The organism is Roseospira visakhapatnamensis (assembly GCF_014197915.1).
In the GTDB taxonomy this organism is placed as follows: Bacteria; Pseudomonadota; Alphaproteobacteria; order Rhodospirillales; family Rhodospirillaceae; genus Rhodospira; species Rhodospira visakhapatnamensis.
Window position 1 is genome coordinate 107915 of sequence record NZ_JACIGK010000004.1, and the last position, 22196, is coordinate 130110.

Sequence of the window (22196 nt, forward strand, 5' to 3'; positions counted from 1 at the left end):
GGCCCCAAAAACAATGTCTTGTGCAGCGACGCTTGTACTCAAGGGTAAACCCCTCGAGTACATCGCCACACTAGGCCGCCGGCACCTCCAGCACGTCGCTCTGCACCTGGATGGGCACCGCGCGGGTGATCACCTGGCTGCCGTCGCCCAGGCGGCGGCGGTTGGCCGTGCACATGCCGACGAAGTAGAAGGTGGTCGGCGAGGTGGCGCCCGCGTCGTCCAGTTCGATCTTGTAGGCATGGTCGGCGCCCAGGGCATCGATCAGGGCGACCTGGCCGGCGTCACCGGGCTCGAAGGTCACGGTGATCGCGACCTCGCCGCCGTCCTTGAAGGTGGCGATGCGCTTGACGCGGGCCTTGTCCAGTTCGGTGTAGGTGGAGACCTGATGGGAATCGCCCAGTTCGCCGGCGTCCTGGATGGCCCCGATGGCCGTCCAGGTGGCCCCGGTGTAGTCGGTCAGGCCCTGGGCGTCAGGGTCGGCGACCGCCGGACCGATGAACAACTTGGCGCCCGCGGCTGTCTTTCCGGCCATGGCTTTCTCTCCTTGGATGTCGTCAAAAAAAGCCGCCGGCGGCGGCCCGTGATCCCCGGGTCTGGCGCGCCCGCGCCCGTCACCGCCTCCGCACCGGACACGCGCGCACGGCGGCGGCGGAGGACGCCGGCCAGAGGCCGGGGCCCGCGTGCCGCCTCCGCCCCGGAGGCCGCACACGAAAAACCCCGCGCGGCGCGACACCGGCGGGGCATGGCGAGGTCCGTCCCACACGGGACGGAACGTCACTGTCAGGACGATCTGCGGTCTCGAGACAATGCGGGCGACCCGGCGCCGCATGGCGTGATCCGGCGTTGTCTCCGCTTGCCCCGGACCGGCGCGGAAGACGGACTCGTCGCCCGTCATGAGGAGACTGTGCCAATACGGTACACCCGCGTCAAGGACCATGTGCCATATCGGCTCGTGACCTCCATGTACCGATCCGGCACACTGCGTCCATGGACTTGGCAACACGCATCCGCCTCGCGCGCCAGACCGCGGGCATGACCCAGGCCCAGCTCGGCGCGGCGCTGGGCCTGGAAGGCCATGCCGCCGTGTCGCGGTATGAAACCGGCCGGCGCGCCCCGGACGTCGACCAACTGGTCCGCATGGCCGGGCTCTGCGACGTGGACCCCGGCTGGCTGATCCTGGGCCAGGGCGTGGATACCGAGGACACGGCGCCACGGCCGCGCCGCCCCTCGGGCGCGCCAGCACCCACGGCCCCGGGACCGCGCGCCCGGAAACCGGTCGGTCCGCCCGCCGCCCCCCCGCCTCCGCTAGCACCGGGATACGTCACCCTGGCCGACCGCGAGGTCGCGGCCATTCCCCGCTACGACGCCGCCGTTTCGGCCGGTGACGGGTCGATCATCGGCCCCAACGCGGCACCGCTGGGGTTCCAGTTCGTCGAGGCCCAATGGCTGCGCGCCATCACCCGGGCCTCCCCCGACGCGCTGGCCGTGATCCGGGTGACCGGCGATTCCATGGAACACACGCTCGTCGACGGCGACTGGATCCTGGTGGACCGCACCCAGCGCCGCCCGAACCGCGAGGGCATCTACGCCCTTCAGGTCGGCGACGTCGCCTGGGTGAAGCGCCTGACCCTCGACCTGCGCGACCGCCGGTTCCAGATCATCAGCGACAATCCCGCCTACCCGGTGCAAGCCTTGGCCGAAGACGACCTGGCGATCATCGGCCGGGTGGTCTGGATCGTGGGACGCCGGGTGTAGGGCGGGTCCTCAAGGACGCGCCGCATGCCGGTGCGTCCCCCACGCGGGTCCCATGCGGGCGATCGCCCGCGCGTCCCGCCGGCCTCGGAAGGCATGCTTGATCCCGGCGCCATTTGCCCGCAAGGTGCCTCCCGCCCGGCGTGACGGTCCTTTGGGTCCCGCGAGTCCTTGGTCCCGACGGCGGGTCACCCCATGTTTCCGACGTCCGGGCCGGCGCGCCACGGACCGCCGCCGCGAGGATCATCGTCCCATGCCCGAGATGACCGATCGCCTGGTACAGCAGGTCCAGGGTCTGGTGCCCTTCGTCAACACGCTGGCCGACCGGGCGCGGCCGGCGTCGCTCGCGCATTTCCGGTCGCCGGCGCTGACCGTCGAGACCAAGGACGACCTGTCGCCAGTGACCCGCGCCGACCGCGAGACCGAGGCAGCGTTGCGCGATCTCATCACCACGCGGTTCCCGGACCACGGCATTTTCGGCGAGGAGGCCGGCCAGACCGGCATGGATCGGGAGTTCGTGTGGGTGCTGGACCCCATCGACGGCACCCGGGCGTTCGTCTGCGGCCTGCCCCTCTGGGGCACGCTGATCGCGCTGGCCTGGCGGGGTCAGCCGGTTCTGGGGGTGCTTGACGCGCCGGCCCTGGGGGAACGCTGGGTCGGCTGCCTGGGCCTGCCCACCACCCACGACGGCCGGCCCTGCCGCGCACGGGCGCTCGCGTCCCTAGACCAGGCGCGACTGTTCTCGACCTCGCCCGACCTGTTCGCGGGCGAGGAGCAGCGCCGCTTCGAGGCCCTGAGCGCCCGGGTGGCGGAGCGCCGCTTCGGTGGTGACTGCTACAATTATGGCCTGCTGGCCAGCGGCTGGATCGATGTTGTGGCGGAAACGGACATGAAGCCTTACGACTACATGGCCCTGGTGCCTGTGGTCGAGGGGGCCGGCGGGCGCATGAGCGACTGGCAGGGCCGGCCGCTGCGCCTGGACACGCCGGGAACGATCCTGGCCTCCGGCGACGGGGCCGGCCACGCCGCCGCGCTGGACGCCCTCGGCGGCGCCTGACCCACCCCCGACCCGCCCGTTCCTTGAGCCCTTGGTTCTCAGCTTCACCGGCGATGGCGCGCCATCGCCCCGATCCGGGAGTCGCCCATGCCGCAAGCGCCGCTCCGCGATCAGCTCCACCGCGAGGTGCTGCACGGCGACGACTCCTATGGGCTTCTGCCGGAGTTCGTCGGCCAGGTGCACGACGCCCTGGAGGCCGGCGACGAGACCTTGATCCGGGATCTGGTCGAACCGCTGCACCACGCCGACATGGCCGACCTGATCGAGACCCTGGGCGGCGAGGACCGGGCACTGCTGGTGCGCGCCACCAAGGGCATCTTCAACGCCGACATCCTGCCGGAGCTGGACGACGCCGTCCGCGCCGAGGTGATCGCGGAACTGGGCTTCGAGGACTTCGCCGCCTGCCTGCGCGAGGTGGAGTCGGACGACGCGGTGTACCTGGCCGCGCAGTTGGAGGACGACGAGCGGGCGGCGGTGCTGGCCAAGCTGCCGACCGAGTTGCGGGCGCTGATCGAAACGGCGCTGGCCCTGCCCGAGTACTGCGCCGGGCGCCTGATGCAGCGGGAACTGGTGGCCGTGCCCAGCTACTGGACCGTGGGCGAGACCATCGACTACCTGCGCTCCGGCGCCCGCCTGCCCGAGAACTTCTACAAGATCTTCATCGTCGATCCACGCCACCGCCCCCTGGGCAGCGTGCGTCTGTCGATGCTGCTGCGGGCGCGCCGGCCGGTGCGCCTGAGCGAGATCATGGACCCCAAGGGCACCGAGCTTCCCATCACCATGGACCAGGAAGAAGTGGCCTTCCTGTTCCGCCAGAAGGATCTGTTGTCGGCGCCGGTGGTGGATGCCTCGGGCCGGCTGGTCGGCCGGATCACGGTCGACGACGTGGTGGACGTGATCGACGAGGAGGCCGAGGACGACCTGTTCCGCCTCGCCGGCCTGTCGGACGGCGACCTGTTCTCGGCGATCAAGGACACCGTCAAGGCCCGCATCGGCTGGCTGCTCATCAACCTGGGCACGGCGGTGCTGGCCTCGCTGGTCATCGGCGCGTTCGAACACACCCTGCAAGCCGTCGTGGCGCTGGCCGTGCTGATGCCCATCGTCGCCTCCATGGGCGGCAACGCCGGCACCCAGACCCTGACCATCGCCGTACGCGCCCTGGCCACCAAGGAACTGACGTCATCCAACGCCATGCGCATCGTCGGCAAGGAACTGGTGATCGGCGTCCTCAACGGGATCATGTTCGCCCTGGTCACCGGCGCGGTGGCCTGGGTGTGGTTCAAGGACACGATGATCGGCGTGGTGATCGGCATCGCCATGGTCATCAACATGGTGGCCGCCGCGCTGGCGGGGATCATCATCCCGCTGGTGCTGGACCGTCTGAAGGTGGACCCGGCGGTCTCCTCGGGCGTGTTCCTGACCACGGTCACCGATGTGGTCGGCTTTTTCGCCTTTCTGGGACTGGCCGCCGTGTTCATCCTGTAGGGCCCCGCCGGTGCCTCGCCAAGCCCTGCCCCTCGCTCAATCCTGGAGTTCCGCCGCATGACCGCCGCCCCCGCCCCGTGCTCCCTCGGCCTGCTGGAAGACCTGATCACCCGCGCGCGCCGGGCCGGAGCCGATGCCGCCGACGCCGTTCTGGTGGACGGCGTCTCGCTGTCGGTGGCCTGGCGCATGGGCGCGCTGGAACGGCTGGAACGGGCGGAGGGCGGCGACATCGGCCTCAGGGTATTGCTGGGGACCCGCCAGGCCATGGTGTCCAGCGCGGACCGCTCGTCGGCGGCCCTGGACGACCTGGTGGCGCGGGCCGTCGCCATGGCCCGCACGGTTCCGGACGATCCCTACTGCGGCCTCGCCGATCCCTCTCAGATCGTCGTCGACCCGCCGGAGATCGCGTGCCGTGATCCGCACGAACCCTCGGCCGAGACCCTGACCGAGATGGTCCGCGCCGCCGAGGACGCCGCGCGCGCGGTGCCCGGCGTGACCAATTCCGAGGGCGCGGAGGCCGGCTGGAGCCTGACCACGGTGCTGCAGGCCGCCTCCAACGGCTTCGCCCACGCCTACGACCGCACCGGCGCCTCGCTGGCCGTCAGCGTCATCGCGGGCGGCGGCGGATCCGGGGGCGACGGCATGGAACGCGACTACGACTACACCGCCGCCGTGTTTCGCGAGGACCTGCGCGATCCGGCCGAGGTGGGCCGGGTCGCCGGCGAGCGCGCCGCGCGCCGGCTGGGGTCGCGCCGCCCCCGTACCCTCAAGGCACCCGTGGTGTTCGACCCGCGCGTCGCCCGAACCCTGGTGGGACACCTGCTGGGGGCCATCAACGGGGCTTCCATCGCCCGGGGCACCAGCTTCCTCAAGGACGCCATGGACAGCCCCGTGTTTCCGTCCGGAATCACCATCACCGACGACCCACACCGGCCACGCGGCCTGCGCTCGCGCCCCTGCGATGGCGAGGGCCTGGCCACCCGCCCCCTGGACCTGATCGACGCCGGCCGCCTGACCACCTGGCTGCTCGACCTGCGCTCGGCCCGGCAACTGGGCCTGGCCAGCACCGGACACGCCACGCGCGGCACCGCCTCGCCACCCTCGCCCGGCGCCTCCAACGTCTATCTGAAGCCGGGCACCGTAACGCCGGCCGCCCTGATGGCCGACATCGCCGAGGGCCTGTACGTCACCGAACTGGCCGGCCAGGGCGTGAACATGATCACCGGCGACTACTCGCGCGGCGCCGCCGGGTTCTGGATCGAGAACGGCGCCATCACCCACCCGGTCAGCGAATGCACCATCGCCGGCACGCTGCGGGACATGTTCCGCAACACCACGGCCGCCGATGATCTGGTTCTGCGCTACGGCACCGACAGCCCGACGCTGCGGGTGGACGGCATGACCATCGCCGGTGAATAGCTTTTTCTGCATGAAATGATCGTCAAACGGTTGCCGACGCGCCTCCCCCACCGGGAGCCGGCTTGACGACGCCGTCACGGGAGCACCCGTTCATGACCCTGTCCGTCGCCATCCAGATGGACCCCATCGAGACCATCGACATCGCCGGCGACAGCACCTTCGTGCTGGCCCTGGAGGCCCAGGCGCGCGGCCATCGGCTGTGGCACTACCTGCCCTCGGACCTGAGCTTCCAGGATGGCCGAGTCATGTCCCGCGCGCGCGCGCTGACCGTGCGCCGCCAGGCCGGCGACCACTTCACCCTGGGCGCGCCCGAGGCCCTGGACCTGGGAACCGTGGACGTGGTGCTGATGCGCCAGGATCCGCCCTTCGACATGGCCTACATCACCGCCACCCACCTGCTGGAGCACATCCACCCCCACACCCTGGTGGTCAACGACCCGGCCGAGGTGCGCAACGCGCCGGAGAAGCTGTTCGTCTGCCGCTGGCCTGACCTGATGCCGCCCACCCTGATCAGCCGCGACCCCGAGGCCATCCGCGCCTTTCGCGCGGAGCACCGGGACATCATCGTCAAGCCGCTGTTCGGCAACGGCGGCGCCGGGGTGTTCCACCTGAAGCCGGACGACGAGAACCTGGGCGCGGTGCTGGAGATGTTCGGCGCCGCGTCGCGCGAGCCGGTGATGGTGCAACGCTACCTGCCGGACATCCGCCAGGGCGACAAGCGCATCATCCTGGTGGACGGCGAGCCCCTGGGCGCCATCAACCGGGTTCCGCCGGACGGCGAGGCGCGCTCCAACATGCACGTGGGCGGCCAGCCCCTGGCCACCACCCTGACCGACCGCGACCGGGAGATTTGCGCCGCCATCGGCCCGGAGCTGCGGGAGCGGGGCCTGGTCTTCGTGGGCATCGACGTGATCGGCGCCTGCCTCACCGAGATCAACGTCACCTCCCCCACGGGCCTTCAGGAAATCGCCAACTTCGGCGGACCGCGCCTGGAAATCGCCATCTGGGAGGCCATTGACCGGCGTCTCGCCGCCCGCTGAACCCCGCCCACCCCATCGTGACCGGGGGCGTCAGATGGAGAAATCCAGTGCGTCGTCGCGGGCACCGGGCACGCCGCTCGCCCGGCCCTGGCGGCACAGATCATCGACCGTCACCTGGTCGAGGTGCGCTTGGAGCACCTGTTCCGCCACCTCGGCCATGGGAATCACCACCGCCCGCCCGAGCACCGACGTCACCTCCCCGCCGGTACCGGCGGCGGCGCTGGCGGCCGCGCCCGAGGGCCCGTCCCGCCGCGCGGTGCCGGAGGCCACCGCATCCTCGCCGTCGCCGTTGCCGCCCACGGCGCGGACGATGTCACCCACACTGATGCGCCGGCGCTCCCGCGCCAGCCGGTACCCGCCGCGCGGGCCGCGTTGCGCGACAAGAACCCCTTGACGAACCAGAGATTGTAAGCTTTGCTCCAGATAGCGACGCGGAACGCCCAGGCGGTCGGCGATCTCCGCCCCGCGCACCGGCTGCGCGCCGCCGTGATAGGCGATGTCGAGGACGGCCTCGATGGCCGCCAGGTAACGCCGGGGAATCTGAATCATCAAATGGGCTCCCATGCCGCCACCGGTGCGGTCTCATCCGAGTCGCCGCGCGACCCCTCGCCCATCCACCGCCATAACACCGATCATGGCCTGTCGAACCGGCGTCGTCAGCACGCAACCCTCGATATATGAAAGGAACACGGCGCTGAAAAGGGTCTCGACCGCCCTGTGGATTGTGGGGCTTCGCGGACCAACATAGGCTGGGCATCAGGGCGCGGGTCGCGGAACCCGGCGGGCCTGTCCTCGCCGGGGCTGGGGGGACTGCGAGGCGGATGGCGCGTCGACGAGAAACGCGCCGCATGGTGGGACGACCGGAAACAAGGGACGAAGTCTTTGGCTCAGAATGGACCAGGACGGCCGGAGGGCAGGACCAAGGGGGACAGCACGCCCAAACCGGGTACCGAGGATCGCGGCGAGGGCCCGATCACCACCCTCAAGGACCGCTACGCGATCTTCTACGAGAACCCGCTCCCCACGCTCGACACCAGCAACGCCGTCGCGTTCATCGCCGAGGACAAGCGTCAGCGCGGGCGATCGATGTTCGCGCTGGTGGTCACCGGCACCATTCCCGCCCGGCCACAGGTGATGAAGCAGCTTCGGAGCCTGCGCTCGCCCGGCCTGATGTCGATGCTGGAATGGGGGGTCGTGGAATGGCCGCCCGAGAGCGCGATGCGCCTGGCGCTGATTTACGAGCGCCCCATGGGCGGGCGGGTGATGCGGTCCCTCGACGAGACCTTCCCGCCCCTGAGCGACCAGCAGACCGCCAAGATGATGCTGCGCCCCATGGTGACGGCGCTGGGCGAGTTGAACAACTACGGCGTGACCCACCGCGCCATCCGGCCCACCAACCTGTTCTACGCCGACGCCGGCAATACCCGCATGGTGCTGGGCGACTGCGCCTCGACCATGCCGGCGCTGGACCAGCCGGCGGTGTTCGAGACCATCGAGATGAGCATGGCCACGCCCGAGGGGCGCGGCGCCGGATCCTACGGCGACGATTACTACGCCATGGGCGTGACCCTGCTTTTCCTGATGATCGGGCGCAACCCGGTGGCCGGGGTCTCCGACGCCGAGTTGCTCAAGCGCAAGCTGAACCAGGGGTCCTACGCGACCCTGGTGGCCGACCAGCGCATCCCGCTGAACATGATCGAGGTGTTGAGGGGCCTGCTGGCGGACGACGCCGACCAGCGCTGGGACTTCGACACCCTGGACCTGTGGTTCAATGGCCGGCGCATGACGCCGGTGCAGGCCCGCCCCGTGAACCGCGCCCAGCGTGCCTTCGTCTTCATGAACCAAGAGTTCCTGACCACCCGGCACCTGGCCCATGCCATGGCCACCAACTGGGACAAGGCCGCCCCCATGGTGCTGGACGGCAAGCTGGAAATCTGGCTGCGCCGGGGCCTGGAGAACAACCAGCTCGCCGATCAGTTGACCATGGCCATTCGCACGGCCACGGCGATCGCCGACCGCACGAAGCGCGCGGTGCACGACGCGGCCCTGGCCAACGTGCTTATCGCCCTCGATCCGCAAGCCCCCATCCGCTACCGCGACTTCCGCGCCCATGTGGACGGCTTCGGGGTGGCGCTGTCGGTGCTGATGGCACGCGGCAGCGATACACGCGCGGTGGTCGAGGTCATCTTGCGCGAGGTTCCCAAGATGTGGGTGGGTGCCCGCGACCATTACTCGCCCGAGTACGCGCAGATGGACGGCATGTTCAAGGAACTGCGCGAGTTCCTCCAGGACGGCCGCAACCTGGGCGCCGGGATCGAGCGCTGCCTGTACGAGATGAACGAAAGCCAGGCCTGCCTGAGCCCGCTGCTGGCCCACGACGTGGTGCTGGACATCCGCGACGTGCTGCCGGCGCTGGACCGCATCGGCGCCCGGATGGATGCCAAGACCAACCCGGTCGACCGCCATGTCGCGGCCTTCGTCGCCGCCCGCTTCCCCAAGGAGATCGGTCCCCAGCTCCTGGCGCTCAACGACTCCGACCCCAAGCGGTCCACCCTGGGCATGCTGAGCCTGCTCGCGGTCCTGCAATGGCGCCTGGGGCCGGACTCCCTGCACGGCCTGGCAAGCTGGGTGGGTGGCCTGATGGGGCCGATCATCAACAGCTATCAGAGTCGCGAGCGCCGCCGTCGCCTGGAACGCGAGGTCCCCCGGCTGGTGCGCAAGGGCAGCCTGCCCGAGCTGTACAACCTTGTGGACAACGCCGAGGAACGGCGCGCCGACTTCGACGAGTTCCAGCGCGCCCGCGCCGAATGGGCCATGGCCCAGCAGCAGATGCGCGCCCTGGAAATCGGCCGCGCGGGCGCCGACCAGAGCGCCGAGCGCAGCGGGCAGAAGATCGCCGCCACCGCCTCGGTGGGCGTGGCGGTGGTCACGGTCGGCTTCGTGCTGGTCAGCTACCTTTTCTAGCTCTTCTAGGCGACGTCCAGGTGGGGCGCCACGGCCCCGCCTGACCTCTCCGTCAGCCCGTGGAGGCGTTCGCCGTCGTCCCGCGCAAACGCTCCAGGATCGGCTGCTCGTAGTGCATCAGGGTGTCGTACCCACCGATCAGGTGACCATCCATGAGGATCTGGGGAACAGTGCGGGCCTCGGGCAGGCGCTTCTTCATTTCGCCGAAGGCGGCGACGGTCGAGACATCGTGTTCCTCATAGGAGATATCATGCTCCTGAAACCAGGCCTTGGCCTTGGCGCAGAAGGTACAGGTGGTTTTGGTGTAGATCTCGACATGAACCATCGGTGTTCCTCGTTCGGCTTAGGCTGGGGCGACGGCATGCGTCGCCTTGGTCATCGCCCATCATATTAGGGGACCGGCGCCCCGGTCTCAACCGAGCACGGGCCACGGCGACGCGAGGCCATCACGCGGGGAGTCGACAGCGCGCGCGCGTTGTCCCACGATCCCGGCCCACCGATCACCCAACGCGCGAGGACCCGTCCCCCGATGATCCGTCATGTCGTCTTATTCAGCCTGAAACATCCGGACAACCTGGAGCAGGCGCGCGAGGGCCTGCAACGCCTCGCCGACATTCCCGAGGCGCGCGACCTGGAGGTCGCCGTCAATCTGAAGACCGACCGGTTCGACAATCAGGTTGATCTGATCGTGCACGCGATCTTCGATGACGCGGCGGCCCTGGACGCCTACAAGCACCATCCGATTTATCAGGACGCCATCGCCACCGTGCGCCCGTTGCGCGACATGCGGGTCGCGGCGGACTTCGTCAGCACGCTCGGCCCCCCCCCGTGCGGATGTCCGGGGGCCGGCGACCGCGGCCCGGTGCTCCCCCGTCCGGACTGATCATCGCTTGACGCCGCCGCCCGTCCGGCCAACATCGATCGAACCCGTCGTCCTGTCCCGTCCCGCGCCGACGCCGCGACCATTGCCCCAGGGAGTCCCGCCATGGCCAAGGTGGAGATCTACACCACCCCCATCTGCCCCTTCTGCCACCGCGCCAAGCAGCTTCTGCAACGCAAGGGTATCGGCTTCGTCGAACACAACGTGATGCTCGACCCGTCCCGGCGGGCGGAGATGAAGGCGCGCTCCAACGGCGGGCGCACCGTACCGCAGATCTTCGTCGACGATCGCCACGTGGGCGGCTGCGACGACCTGTACGCTCTGGATGCCCGGGGTGGCCTCGACCCGCTGTTGGCGGCATCGTGACCAGCGTCCCGGCCGTGACGGCACCGACTCGCGCGCCCGTCACCGTCGCCTGCGCGCAACTGACCGCCGGCGACGACATGGACCTGAACATCGCCGCCGCCGGGGACGCGGTGCGCCGCGCGCGGGACGCGGGGGCGCGGCTGGTGCTGCTGCCCGAGAATGTGGCCATGATGACGCTGGGCCGGGATCGCGTGCTGGCCCGGGCGCGGCGCGAGGCCGACCATCCGGCGCTGGCCGCCTTTCGCGACCTGGCCCGGGAATGCGGCATCTGGCTGCACGCCGGAACCCTGGGCATCCTGCGGGAGGATGGCCGCGCCGCGAACCGGACCTACGTGCTGGACCCGGAGGGCGCCATCGCCGCGCGGTACGACAAGATCCACATGTTCGACGTGGACCTGAGCGAGACCGAGCGCTATCGCGAGTCGGAGACCTTCAGCCCCGGCGACCGGGCGGTCACCGTGGACCTGCCGTGGCTGCGCCTCGGCCTGTCGGTCTGCTACGACCTGCGCTTCGCCGCCCTGTACCGCACCCTGGCCCAGGCCGGGGCCGACGCCCTGGCGGTGCCCGCCGCCTTCACCGTGCCCACCGGCCGCGCCCACTGGCATGTGCTGCTGCGCGCCCGGGCGATCGAGACCGGCAGCTACGTGCTGGCCCCCGCCCAAACCGGCGCCCATCCCCAGGACCGGCGCACCTATGGGCATGCCCTGATCATCGGCCCCTGGGGCGAGGTGCTGGCCGATGCCGGCGAGACTCCGGGCCTGATCACCGCCACGCTGGACCCGGCCGAGGTGGACGCGGCCCGCGCCAAGGTGCCGGCGTTGATCCACGATCGGCCGTTCTCCCGGCCGTCGCCGGTGCCCGCGCCCCCATCGGCTTGAGCCCTGGCCCCCCCCCCGCCGCGCCTCCGTTGTCAAGGATCTCCAGACTCGCCCATGATCCAGACACCGACAGGGACGATCCCCATGGACTCAGGCGGAGACTGGACAGCCGACCAGGTCGCCCAGGCCCAGGCCTGGGCACGCGCCGCGTGCTATCGGGCCGTACCCGGCTTGACGGCGGTGGCCCGGGGGACCCTGACCCTGGCCGTCCTCGGCGAGGATCCCCAGGCGCTGATGGTGCTGGCCCAGGTGGGGCGCCTGATCGGACGGCCTTACGGCGCCGCGCTGTCCGTGTGCCTGCCCGGGCGCGGGCCCGACGCGGCGCGGCGGCTGCTGGAGGCCATCCCCGGCCTGACCACCCTGTTCCAGCCCCTGCCCCGGCCCCGGCCCGAGACCGGGCGGCCGCTGCTGGTGTTCAACGCCGCTGGCGACGCCCCGTCGTCGGCGACCCTGGTGGAGGCCCCGGCCCGATGCCTGGCCGGCCAGCGCGCGGCGATCGTTCATCCGCCGCCCGGTCGCGGCGCCCCGCCCGACGAGGTCGCCCGGGCACTTCTGGCGGCCGGCCTGATCGGTGTACCGGTGGACGCGGCGCCGCGCGGCCGGCGGTCGGACGATCTGGTGCTGCTGGACCGCCTGGCCGCCACCATCCATGGCTTCTACCTGGAAAACGCCTGGACCCGCGGCGAGGGACGGGGCAGTTCCCCGGCTCTTGAACCCTGGGAGCGCCTGCCCGAAACCTATCGCCACGCCAACCGCGCCCAGGCCGACCACCTGTTCCTGAAGCTGGACGCGGCCGGCCTGATCGCCGTGCCCACCCCGCGTTTTCGGGACGACGACGCGGTGGCCGCGCCGGCCTGGAGCCATCCGGCACGGGTGGAGCATCTGGCCGAACTGGAACACGACCGCTGGGCCAGCGACCGGTTGCTGGACGGCTGGGTCCATGGCCCCAGGCGCGACAACGCGCGCAAGGTTCATCCCGATCTCCTGCCCTACGAGGCGCTGAGCGAGGACGTGAAGGAGAAGGACCGCGTGGCCGTCCTGACCGTGCCGCTGATGCTGCGCCTAGCCGGACTGGCCTACCGGCCCATTCGCGCGGTGGCCCTGCGCGGCGCCTGGCCGTGGGGCGACGCGCCCCCCGGTCGGATGCACCAGCGGCGACTGCGGCGCTCGGCCGGGGCGGCCGCCGCCGAACGCGCGCCCCTGGTGCTGGAGTACGCGGCCCCGGCCGGCGATCCCGGCGCCTGCGCCGCCGCCCTGAGCCTGGCCCGGGACGGAGTCCCGGTCGCCCTGGACGCGTCCGGGCATGCGGCGCCGGCCGATCCCGCGCACCAGACTCTGCTGGCGGCGCTCATCCCGCTGTGCCGGCGGGTGATGCTGACGGAGGCCGCGACCGATACCGACCTGACGGCCCGCTGGCGACGCCGGGCCGGCCTGATCGTGGAGCGCGCGGCAGGCCCGTCGCCGGCGGCGACGCCAGCCCCGCCACCAGCCCCGACGCCGACCCCAGCCATGGACGGGACCTGATGGCGACCGTCGAACGATCCTCGCGCGGGGCCGCCGCGCTGGGCGCCATCACCGAGCGGACCGGCGCGCTGCTGCTGCTTCCCCTGGAGGTGCTGGGGATGACCGCGCGGCTGCTGGCCGGCATGGCCCACCTGCTGGTCACCGCGCCCATTCCCGGCGGCAACCGCTACTTCCGCCGCCGCCTGCTGGCGCGCGATCTGTGGGCCATGATCTTCGGGCCGGTGCCGATCATCCTGCCGCTGGCGCTGATTCTCGGCACGGGCCTCGCCCTGGGCCTGGCGATGCTCACCGGCGGTATCCTGACCCTGCACGGCAGCGCCGGCATCATCGCCCTGGTGGCCATCCAGCAGGTGGCGCCGTTCCTGGCCAGCGGCTTGCTGGCGGCGCGCGGCGCCCTGCCGCTGGCGGTGGATCTGGCGGACATGGCGCGCCGCCGGCAGATCGAGTCCCTCGACCTGCTGGGCGTGGACGTGGTGATGATGATCACGACGCCGCGCTGCCTGGCGCTGGTGGTGGCCGCCTGCGCTCATGCCGCGCTGGCGATGGTGGTCAGCGCCGTATCGGCGGCGCTGGCGCTGACCGTGATGCTGGACCTGCCGCGCTCGGTGTGGAGCGCCGCCTTCCAGTGGGTGGTCGAGCCGGGCATGGTGGGTTCGGTGGCCGCCCAGATGGCGGTGACCTCCACCATGGCGGTGGCCGTGGGGGTGGTGGACGGCCTGGACCCGCGCCATCGCGACCGTCTGGCGCTGTCCGGCGTGGCGCGCTCTGTGATGCTCAAGGCCGCCGTGACCGTGGTGATCATCAACATGGCCTTCACCTTGTGGCGCATCGGCGACCTGCCCGTCCTGGTGCTGCGATGACCGGCGACGACGCCACGGCGGCGCTGCCGGTGCGCCTGCGCGGGGTGGTCGCCCTGGACGGCGCCGGACGGCGCATTCTGGACGGGATCGACGCCAGCCTGCCGGCGCGGGGGCTGCTGCTGGTCACGGGATCGGGCGGCGCCGGCAAGAGCGCCTTGTTGCAGGCCCTGGCCGCCGTGCTGCCGTTGCGCTCCGGCGACATTGCCATCGGCGACTGGACACCGGCGCAGGCGGTGCGCCGCCAGGCGATCGCCGCCGTGTTCCAGCATGACGCCCTGCTGCCGGGCTTCACGGTGTTCGAGAACGTGCTGCTGCCGCTGCTCCAGGGCCTGCGCCTGCCACGCCGCTCGGCCGTGCTGCGCGCCCAGGTGCTGCTGGCCCAGTTCGGCCTGATCGACGAGATGCACCGGCCGCCGCGCCGCCTGTCCGACGGCCAGCACCGGCGCGCCCTGGTGGCCCGGGCCATGGCGGTCCAGCCCGCGGTGCTGCTGCTCGACGACGTGCTGGCGGCCCTGGACGATCCGGGCCGGGCGCTCATGCGCCGCCTGCTGGCGCCGCCGGGCGGGCGGCTGGCGACGGTGGTGGCCACCGCCACCCGCGCCGAGGACCTGCTGGACCTGGCCGATGGTCACCTGGTGCTGGAAAGGGGTGTGCCGGTCCGGACCACGCCTGCTATAGAAGGCCGGAGGAACCACCCGCCGGTCGACTCCGGCGGACGGGACGGATGAGGATGCGCGACAGCCAGCTTGTCATCCAGAACCGGCTGGTCGGCGGCCTGACCCTGGTGGTGGGTCTGCTGGTCGCCGTGGCGTCCATGCTGGCCTGGCCGGTGCTCGTGGACGACGACGGCGCCCTGCTGCATACCCTGGCCACCGACGTGGACGGCGTGCAGACCGGCTCCATCGTGGTGCTGAACGGCCACGAGATCGGGCAGGTGACGGACGTGACCGTCGCCGCCGAAGACGTCGGCGCGGACGAGGCGGAGACCGAGGCCCCGGTGCTGGACGCCGCGCGGCCGATGTTTCGCGTGGGGTTCTCGGTCAACGATGGCGTCGTGCTGCCGGCGGACACCACCCGCCTGCGGGTGGCGCGCCCCAATCCGGTCAGCCTGGCGCGTCTGGTCGTGGTGCAGGTGGACGCCGCCGCGCCCCCCCCCGCCGGTCCGGCGTCCGCCACCGCCCCCATCGCCGACGTGGACGACGCCTGTGCCACCGCCCTGGGCGCGGTGCGCGCGGCGCCGCCCCCCCCCGCCTGCCCGCCACCCGCCGGCGCCACCTTCACCGCCGGAGACTGTGTCCCCATGGCGGACACCGGGGACCTGCCGCCGGACGGCCTGGATGGCCTGATCCTTCAAGCCAATGCCCTGTTGTGCGAGACGCGGGCGACGCGGGCGCGCATCGACGAGACCCTGGCGACGGTGGACGAAACCCTGCTGGTGTTCCGGCAGGCCGGCGTGGACCTGGCGACGATCATCGCCAGCGCCCGCCCCGCGCTCGACCAGGCCCTGCCGGCCTACGCGGCCCTGCCGGATCGCCTGGACCGCAGCCTGGACGACCTGGACGCCGCCATCGACGCCATGGAGGGCGCGGTCGCCGAGGACATTCCGGAGCGCCTGGACCGCTTCCGCCGGGACATCGTCGGCCGCGCCGACCGCCTGCTGGACCCCGCGACCGTGGCGGCCTTCACCCGCGCGGTGCGGGACCTGGAGGTTCTGGTCGCGGAAAGCAGCCGCCAGAGCTTCCAGGTCATGCAGAACCTCGCCGCCGCCAGCCGCAACCTGAACGAGATCGCCCGGGAGCTGAACCGCGACCCGGCCGGTTTCCTGTTCCGCGACCGGGGAGGATCGGACCGGTGACGGCGCGCCTCTCTCATCGGGTCCGAGGACCCTTGCTCGGACTGGCCTTGCTGGGATCCCTGGGGGTCGCCGGCTGCGCGCTCCAGGCCACCCCGGAGGAGGTGGTCTACCGCCTGGAGGCCACGCCGTCCCGGCCCGCCACGCCGCCGCACGGCCAGGTCGAGGTGCTGACCCCGCGTGTCGCCGGGTCCCTGGCCGGGTCGCTGGGCCTCAGGGTGGTCTATCTGGGCGAGGTCATCCGGGTCGATGAGGCGTCCGGCGGACGCTGGGAGGATCCGCCCGCCGAAACCATGGAGCGGGTCTTGCGCACCGCGTTCCTGCCGCGCCCGGAGGCGGACACCGAGGGACCGCGCTGGCGCCTGCAGTGGAGCCTGGATCAGGTGGAGGCCGTGGTCCCGGCCGGCGCCGCCGATCCGGTGGAGGCACGGGTGCTGCTGACGTGGACGCTGCGGCGGGACCGGGATCGCGAGGACCATGCCGCCGGCGTGGTGCTGGAACAGGCGCCGGTGCCGGCCGGGGCGGCGCCGGCCGACCTGGTGCTCGCCTTCAACCAGGCGGTCACCCGGGCGCTGGAGCGGCTGGTGATGGCGGTGGCGCAGGCCACGCGGACACCGTGACCGGAGGCGCATGACGGCACGGCGCGGGACGGTCGGGAGGGGGGGGGACCAGACAGATGACCAGCGAGCCGATGGACACCGAGAGCACCGCCCGGACCCTCGCGGCGGTGGAGGCGTTGCTGGGCCAGGGCAACGTCTTGCAAGCCTACGACCGGGCCGTGGACGCATTGCGCCGCTATCCCGCGGATCCCTGGCTGCGGCATCGGGCCGTCCTCAGCCTCGCTCGCAGCGGTGCCCTGGCCCATGCCGAGCACAAGTTTGCCCAGTGGTTCGGGTCCGTCCCCGACAGCGACGCCGACCGCGACGCCGATACAAGCACCGACACCGACCCGGTGTTCGCCATCGAGCGCCTGACCCTGGGCGCGCGTCTGATCAAGGACCGCGTTCACCGCGCGCCGCCCGACGACAGGCCGGCGGTGGCCCGCCGCGCCGCCGAGGCCTACGCCCGCGCTTGGCGCCTGGCGCTGGACGCCGATCGCCCGGATCTGGCCGCCTACCCGGCCGTCAACGCCGCCAGCCTGTGCCTGGCGGCCGGCGACACGACCCGCGCCCACGACCTAGCCCGGGCGGTGCTGACCCTGCCACGGGACGACTCCTACTACGGCCATGCCAACCGCGCCGAGGCGCTGCTGGTGCTGGGGGATCCGGACGGGGCACGGACGGCCCTGGCCGACGCGCGCACCGTCAGCGGTGCCGACCCGGCGGCGGTGGCCGCGACCCGGCGCCAGTTCGCCTGGATCCTGGAGTCCCTGGGCCGCCTCGGCCCGACGCGCCCCACACCGGCGGCGGCGGGCCTGGACCTGCTGACGCTGCCGGCCGTGGCGGTGTTCGCCGGTCACATGTTCCGCGAGGGCTGCCCCGAGGAAGCCGGCCTCAAGGCGCGGATCCGCGCCCACATCGACGCCCAGGGTGTCGGCATCGGCGTCACCGCCCTGGCCTGCGGCGGAGACATCCTGTTCGCCGAGTCCGTGCTGGACGCCGGAGGCCAGTTGATCGTCGTCCTGCCCTTCGCCGCCCGGGCCTTCGCCGCCGTGTCCGTGGAACCGGGAGGCGAGTCCTGGGTTCCGCGCTTTCACGCCTGTCTGGCGCGGGCTACGGAGGTCACCCTGGCCACCGAGGACGGCGAGGGCGACGATCCGGAGCTGTTCGCCTATGGCGCCCGTATGGCCGCCGGGCTGGCGCTGCACAAGGCACGCCTGCTGAACACCCGGGCGGAGATGATCGCGCTGTGGAACGGCGGCCCGGTCGGCGGGCCCGCCGGCACCGCCGCCGACATCGCCCATTGGCGCGAGGCCACCGGACGCGCGCCCTTCATCGCCCCCTTCCCACCGCTGCCGCGCCCGACGGCCGCCCCGGCCACCCAGCCGCCGTTGCGGCGCACGCTGGCCGCCTTGCTGTTCGGCGACATCCACCACTTCTCGCGCCTCACCGAACGCCAATGCGTCCGCTATCAGGACAAGGTGGTGCCGCGCCTGGTCGCCGCCATCGACGAGGCCGCCGGGGGACGGGTGTTGTACGCCAACACCTGGGGCGATGGCCTGTTCCTGGGCCTCGACGACATCGTCGCCGCCAGCCGCTGCGCGATGGCGCTGCACGCCACCCTGGAAAGCCTGGACGGGACGGCGCTGGACCTGCCGCCGCTGCGCATGCGCCTGTCGGGACACTTCGGGCCGGCGGTGCCCCTGTTCGACCCCATCATCGGCCGGCGCAGCCTCATCGGCACCCAGGTCATTCGCGCCGCGCGGATCGAGATGGCCACGCCACCCGGCCAGACCTATGTGACCAATGCCTTCACCGCCGCCCTGATGCTCCGCCAGGACAGCGGCTTCATGGCCGACTACATGGGTCAGGTCACCCTGCCCAAGCACCACGGCGTCCTCGCGCTGTCGGCGCTGCGCCGGGCGGACGGCGACCCCGGCCCCGTGGCGTGATCACGGCCCAGGCGCGTCCGGCGCGGCCGCCGCCTCGCCTGGACGCAAGCCCGGCCGATCATCGTGGTAGACCAGGGCCGGATGGGCTTCGTCGAGACCGGCGGGGTCCTGGTGGATCAGCACGTCGGCGCCGGGAAAGGCGTCGCGGATAGCGTGCTCCACGCGGTCGGCCACCACATGGGCGTCCCAGAGGGACAGGGTGCGATCCATATCGATGTGCAACTGGATAAAGCGATCGGGCCCGGAGGAGCGCGTGCGCAGGTCGTGCACGCCCAGAACCTTAGGCTGGCCGCGGGCGATCTCCAGGATGCGCTGGCGCTCCGGCTCGTCGAACTCCCGGTCCATCAGCAGGTTGAGGGAGGTTCGCAGGATGCCCCAGGCATTGGACAGCAGGTAGCCGGCGATGCCGACCGCGAACAGCGGATCCACCCAGGTCCACCCCGGTCCGGTCGCCAGCACCAACGCCACGATCACGCTCAGGTTGACCAGCACATCGCCCGCGTAGTGCACCGAGTCGGCCTTGACGGCCACCGATCCGGTCTGGCGCACGACGTACTTCTGAAAGGTCACCAGGCCCAGGGTGGCGACGATGGACACCACCATGACGGCGATGCCGACCCCCGACCGGGTCACCGGGGAGGGGTCGAAGACCCGGCTGCCGGCTTCGAACACCAGGAACAGGGCCGATCCGCCGATGAAAGCCGCCTGGGCCAGCCCGGCCAGAGGCTCCGCCTTGCCGTGACCGAAGCGATGGTCATGGTCCGCCGGCTCCAGGGCCACGCGCACGGCAAGAAGATTGAGGATCGAGGCGCCGACATCCAGGACCGAGTCGATCAACGTCGACAGCAGCGCCAGCGAGCCGGTCAACAGCCAGGCCACCAGCTTGAACACGATCAGCGAGCTGGCCACCGCCACCGCCGCATAAGTCGCCAGGCGCATCAAGCGCCCCGCCTGATCGTCGGGATGTCGCGCCTCGGAGGCGAAGGGAATGTCCACCATGCGGGAGATCTCCGTTGCCCGCGCGATCATAGGGGGAGTCGTGTCAGGGAAACAGGCGGTGCGTCCGCCACGCGGCGCCGTCCCATTGATAAACCACGCGATCATGCAACCGGAAGGGTCTATCGCGCCAGAACTCGATACGCTCGGCCACCACCCGCCCGCCGGTCCAGTGCGGCGGGCGCGGCACCGGTCCGACCGCATAGCGGGCGGCGGCCTTGGCGACCCGGCGTTCCAGGTCCATCCTGCCCGATACGGGACGGGACTGGTCCGAGGCCCAGGCCCCGATGCGGCTGTCCCGCGCCCGGGAGGCGAAATAGGCATCCGCCTCCGCGTCGGAGACCCGCACCACCGGCCCCTCCACACGCACCTGACGACGCAGGCTCTTCCAGTGGAAGCACAGGGCGGCGTGGGGATTGGCCGTCAGTTCCTCGCCCTTGCGGCTCTCCATGTTGGTATAGAAGACGAACCCCCCGTCCGGCCCCGGACGCGCCACCACCTGCTTCAGCAGCACCATGCGCACCGACGGACGGCCGTCCGGCGTGGCCGTGGCCAGGGCGACGGCCTCGGGGTCGTTGGGTTCGCCGCGCTCGGCCTCCTTCATCCAGGACGCGAACAATTCGAAGGGATCGGCAACTTCAAGGGCGGACACGCGTGAGCCTCCATCATGCCATCATGGGTGTTTCCTGACGCGCCGGTCCCCCTCGACCGCGCACGGCACCGGACCGCCGCGAGAGGCGAGAGCCGTCGCCCGGATGGTACCCGCAGCGGGTCACCGAAGACCATGCCCTTGCCCTCGCCAGGGCCCTTGCCGAGGTCTGTGGCCCGACCGTAGGGACATCGTGACGGTGGACGACGGCCGCGCGCGTCCCATATGAGTCTTCTGTTCCAGGCCCACATTTCGGCCATTCTCTTGCGTCACACTGGCTGACATCCGAGTATCCCGAGACCTCGCCATCCCGTCCCGGACACCCGGGTCCGCCGCCCCGGCGGCCGGCCCCACGTCCAGACCCCGCGATGGCCTCGGGATGCACGCCGGCCCGGCGAAGGCCCACGGTGTTGTCCCGCTCCGCACGTCGCGCCGTCGTGATCACCCCTCACCGCACCAGGAAAGGCTCACCCATGACCCGGTCCGCCTCTCGTCCCATTTCCCTGTCCCTTGCGGTCGCCCTTCTCGTCGGGCCGGCGCTGAGCGCCTGTGAGACCGTTCAGAACAATCCCAATCAGGCCGCCGGCACCCTGGGCGGCGCCGCGCTCGGCGGATTCGTCGGCTCGCAGTTCGGCGGCTCGCCCGAATGGACGGCGGCGGCCACCGGCCTGGGCGTGCTGATCGGCGCGGCCATCGGCAACGAGGCCGGCAGCGCCCTCGACGACCGCGATCGCCGTCAATTGCAGCAGGCCCAGTCCCGCGCCTACACCGCGCCCATCGGCGAGACGGTGAGCTGGAACAACCCGAACAGCGGCAACTCCGGCACCTTCACGCCCCTGCGCGACGGCTACACCAACACCGGTCGCTACTGCCGGCAGTTCCGGACCACGGTGACCATCGGTGGCCGTCTTGAGGACGCGACCGGCACCGCCTGCCGCAACAGCCGGGGTGAGTGGGAAATCATCGATTCCCGGGGCTGACGAGCGGTCGCAGGCTCATGGGGTGGATCGGACGGTCCCACGGGGTGCGCGCGCGCATCCCGGGGGACCGTTCGAGTCGTGAGTCGCGCGCCCCGTGATCTCGATGGTCCCTGATAAGGGGCCTGTCGCCCCCCACCGTCGGTCCGGCACGGCCTCGGACGGGCCCGTGATGGGATGCGGGCGTCTTGCCGAGCGCCCGGGTGGTGAATGCGCGACACTCATCGCCCGGTCTCAGCACCCGGCCATCCGTGCCCCGAAGACCGCCGTCCGAGGCGGAGCGGTGCCCGTGGGCGACGGGGTCCCGGATTGGTGTGTCGGGTCCGGTGTCGGGCGTTCCACCATCCGTTGGGGCTGCGCTAGACTGGAGACCCCGGGTCTCCCCGGATCCGCGAGCCCCCCTTCAGTGATCCCCCCCGAACGATCGCCCCCAAGAGATCGCCCCCAAGAGATCGCCCCCAAGAGATCGCCCCCAAGAGATCGCCCCCAAGAGATCGCCCCCAAGAGATCGCCCCGAGCTGCCAGCTCCGCCACGGATGATTCGCATGTCAGGCACCCGACCGCCGAGCGACACGGCCCCTGCCCCGCCGTCCTCCGTCACGCCGGCGACGGCCAACCACAAAGGTGGACCCGACGACGCAACGGACAGTCCGCCGCGCGAACGCCGCCGCCGCCGGTGGTGGCCGTCCACGCTGACCGTGGTGGCCATCGCCTTCTTCCTCAGCATGGGCGGGATTCTGGCCGCCGTCTGGGCCTATGGCGACATGATCGTGGTGATGGGGCGCGGCCTGTCGATCCTGATTCTGGGCGTGGTGTTCATCATCGTCCTGAATCTGATCGCCATCATCCTCATGCTGGTGCTCTTGACCACCATCAAGGACCGCGACGACTAGGCCTGTAGACAGTAAGGGTTCCTGCACCGATCCAGACAAAAGAATGCGGACAG

At 71.4% G+C, this 22196-nt stretch carries 22 protein-coding genes; 17 read left to right on the top strand and 5 right to left on the bottom strand.

From position 1 onward, the window contains the following. Positions 1-70: 70 nt before the first annotated feature. Positions 71-532 (bottom strand): hypothetical protein, encoded by a 462-nt coding sequence (locus GGD89_RS04025; protein ID WP_184042820.1) that lies wholly within the window; start codon positions 530-532, stop codon positions 71-73. Between the two features lie 455 nt (positions 533-987). Here GGD89_RS04025 and GGD89_RS04030 point away from each other — a divergent pair, with 455 nt between their 5' ends. The 5 genes from GGD89_RS04030 to gshB all read left to right on the top strand — a co-directional run bounded on the left by GGD89_RS04030 (position 988) and on the right by gshB (position 6753). Further along, a complete protein-coding gene (locus tag GGD89_RS04030) occupies positions 988-1755 on the top strand; it encodes an XRE family transcriptional regulator (protein WP_184042821.1) in 768 nt (255 codons plus the stop codon). Between the two features lie 250 nt (positions 1756-2005). Continuing rightward, positions 2006-2809, top strand: coding sequence for a histidinol-phosphatase (hisN, locus tag GGD89_RS04035; RefSeq protein WP_184042822.1), 804 nt, complete (start codon positions 2006-2008; stop codon positions 2807-2809). An 87-nt stretch (positions 2810-2896) separates the two neighbouring features. Further along, positions 2897-4294: a magnesium transporter gene (mgtE, locus tag GGD89_RS04040; protein WP_184042823.1), complete on the top strand. Its 1398-nt coding sequence runs from the start codon at positions 2897-2899 to the stop codon at positions 4292-4294. Positions 4295-4351: 57 nt separating this feature from the next. Then, the gene (locus tag GGD89_RS04045; RefSeq protein WP_184042824.1) at positions 4352-5713 is read left to right on the top strand and encodes a TldD/PmbA family protein; all 1362 of its coding nucleotides are present in this window, start codon (positions 4352-4354) and stop codon (positions 5711-5713) included. 92 nt (positions 5714-5805) lie between these two features. Continuing rightward, positions 5806-6753 carry a glutathione synthase gene (gene gshB / locus GGD89_RS04050; protein ID WP_184042825.1) on the top strand — a complete coding sequence of 316 codons (948 nt, stop codon included), beginning with the start codon at positions 5806-5808 and terminating at the stop codon, positions 6751-6753. A gap of 30 nt (positions 6754-6783) precedes the next feature. Here gshB and GGD89_RS04055 read toward each other — a convergent pair whose 3' ends face one another. Then, positions 6784-7302: an RrF2 family transcriptional regulator gene (locus GGD89_RS04055; protein WP_184042826.1), complete on the bottom strand. Its 519-nt coding sequence runs from the start codon at positions 7300-7302 to the stop codon at positions 6784-6786. A gap of 333 nt (positions 7303-7635) precedes the next feature. Between GGD89_RS04055 and GGD89_RS04060 the strand changes: the two genes are divergently transcribed. Next, positions 7636-9717: a protein kinase family protein gene (locus GGD89_RS04060; RefSeq protein WP_184042827.1), complete on the top strand. Its 2082-nt coding sequence runs from the start codon at positions 7636-7638 to the stop codon at positions 9715-9717. Between the two features lie 52 nt (positions 9718-9769). Here the strand turns inward: GGD89_RS04060 and GGD89_RS04065 are convergent, their stop codons facing one another. Continuing rightward, positions 9770-10042 carry a glutaredoxin domain-containing protein gene (locus GGD89_RS04065; RefSeq protein ID WP_184042828.1) on the bottom strand — a complete coding sequence of 91 codons (273 nt, stop codon included), beginning with the start codon at positions 10040-10042 and terminating at the stop codon, positions 9770-9772. A gap of 204 nt (positions 10043-10246) precedes the next feature. Here GGD89_RS04065 and GGD89_RS04070 point away from each other — a divergent pair, with 204 nt between their 5' ends. The 9 genes from GGD89_RS04070 to GGD89_RS04110 all read left to right on the top strand — a co-directional run bounded on the left by GGD89_RS04070 (position 10247) and on the right by GGD89_RS04110 (position 18628). Continuing rightward, positions 10247-10600 carry a Dabb family protein gene (locus tag GGD89_RS04070; protein ID WP_184042829.1) on the top strand — a complete coding sequence of 118 codons (354 nt, stop codon included), beginning with the start codon at positions 10247-10249 and terminating at the stop codon, positions 10598-10600. Between the two features lie 102 nt (positions 10601-10702). After that, the gene (gene grxC / locus GGD89_RS04075; protein ID WP_184042830.1) at positions 10703-10963 is read left to right on the top strand and encodes a glutaredoxin 3; all 261 of its coding nucleotides are present in this window, start codon (positions 10703-10705) and stop codon (positions 10961-10963) included. Next, entirely contained in the window at positions 10960-11841 is an 882-nt protein-coding gene (locus GGD89_RS04080) for a carbon-nitrogen hydrolase family protein (RefSeq protein ID WP_343058530.1), read from the top strand. Before grxC ends, GGD89_RS04080 begins: the two co-directional genes overlap by 4 nt. Positions 11842-11925: 84 nt before the next feature. Then, positions 11926-13365, top strand: a complete 1440-nt coding sequence (locus tag GGD89_RS04085; RefSeq protein WP_184042831.1) for a RyR domain-containing protein — start codon at positions 11926-11928, stop codon at positions 13363-13365. After that, the gene (locus tag GGD89_RS04090; protein ID WP_184042832.1) at positions 13365-14225 is read left to right on the top strand and encodes an ABC transporter permease; all 861 of its coding nucleotides are present in this window, start codon (positions 13365-13367) and stop codon (positions 14223-14225) included. Before GGD89_RS04085 ends, GGD89_RS04090 begins: the two co-directional genes overlap by 1 nt. Further along, positions 14222-14953, top strand: coding sequence for an ATP-binding cassette domain-containing protein (locus tag GGD89_RS04095; RefSeq protein WP_184042833.1), 732 nt, complete (start codon positions 14222-14224; stop codon positions 14951-14953). The genes GGD89_RS04090 and GGD89_RS04095 overlap by 4 nt, the downstream gene beginning before the upstream one ends. A gap of 2 nt (positions 14954-14955) precedes the next feature. Then, complete coding sequence (locus GGD89_RS04100) at positions 14956-16080, top strand: MlaD family protein (RefSeq protein WP_184042834.1); 1125 nt, start codon at positions 14956-14958, stop codon at positions 16078-16080. A gap of 32 nt (positions 16081-16112) precedes the next feature. Continuing rightward, a complete protein-coding gene (locus GGD89_RS04105) occupies positions 16113-16697 on the top strand; it encodes an ABC-type transport auxiliary lipoprotein family protein (protein ID WP_184042835.1) in 585 nt (194 codons plus the stop codon). Between the two features lie 56 nt (positions 16698-16753). Next, positions 16754-18628: a tetratricopeptide repeat-containing protein gene (locus GGD89_RS04110; protein WP_184042836.1), complete on the top strand. Its 1875-nt coding sequence runs from the start codon at positions 16754-16756 to the stop codon at positions 18626-18628. Here GGD89_RS04110 and GGD89_RS04115 read toward each other — a convergent pair whose 3' ends face one another. Then, positions 18629-19627, bottom strand: a complete 999-nt coding sequence (locus GGD89_RS04115; RefSeq protein ID WP_184042837.1) for a cation diffusion facilitator family transporter — start codon at positions 19625-19627, stop codon at positions 18629-18631. It lies immediately after the preceding gene. 43 nt (positions 19628-19670) lie between these two features. Further along, a complete protein-coding gene (gene pdxH, locus GGD89_RS04120; RefSeq protein ID WP_184042838.1) occupies positions 19671-20276 on the bottom strand; it encodes a pyridoxamine 5'-phosphate oxidase in 606 nt (201 codons plus the stop codon). Positions 20277-20746: 470 nt separating this feature from the next. Between pdxH and GGD89_RS04125 the strand changes: the two genes are divergently transcribed. Next, positions 20747-21253 (top strand): RT0821/Lpp0805 family surface protein, encoded by a 507-nt coding sequence (locus GGD89_RS04125; RefSeq protein ID WP_184042839.1) that lies wholly within the window; start codon positions 20747-20749, stop codon positions 21251-21253. Between the two features lie 542 nt (positions 21254-21795). Further along, a complete protein-coding gene (locus tag GGD89_RS04130) occupies positions 21796-22143 on the top strand; it encodes a hypothetical protein (RefSeq protein ID WP_184042840.1) in 348 nt (115 codons plus the stop codon). The last annotated feature ends 53 nt before the right edge of the window (positions 22144-22196 follow it).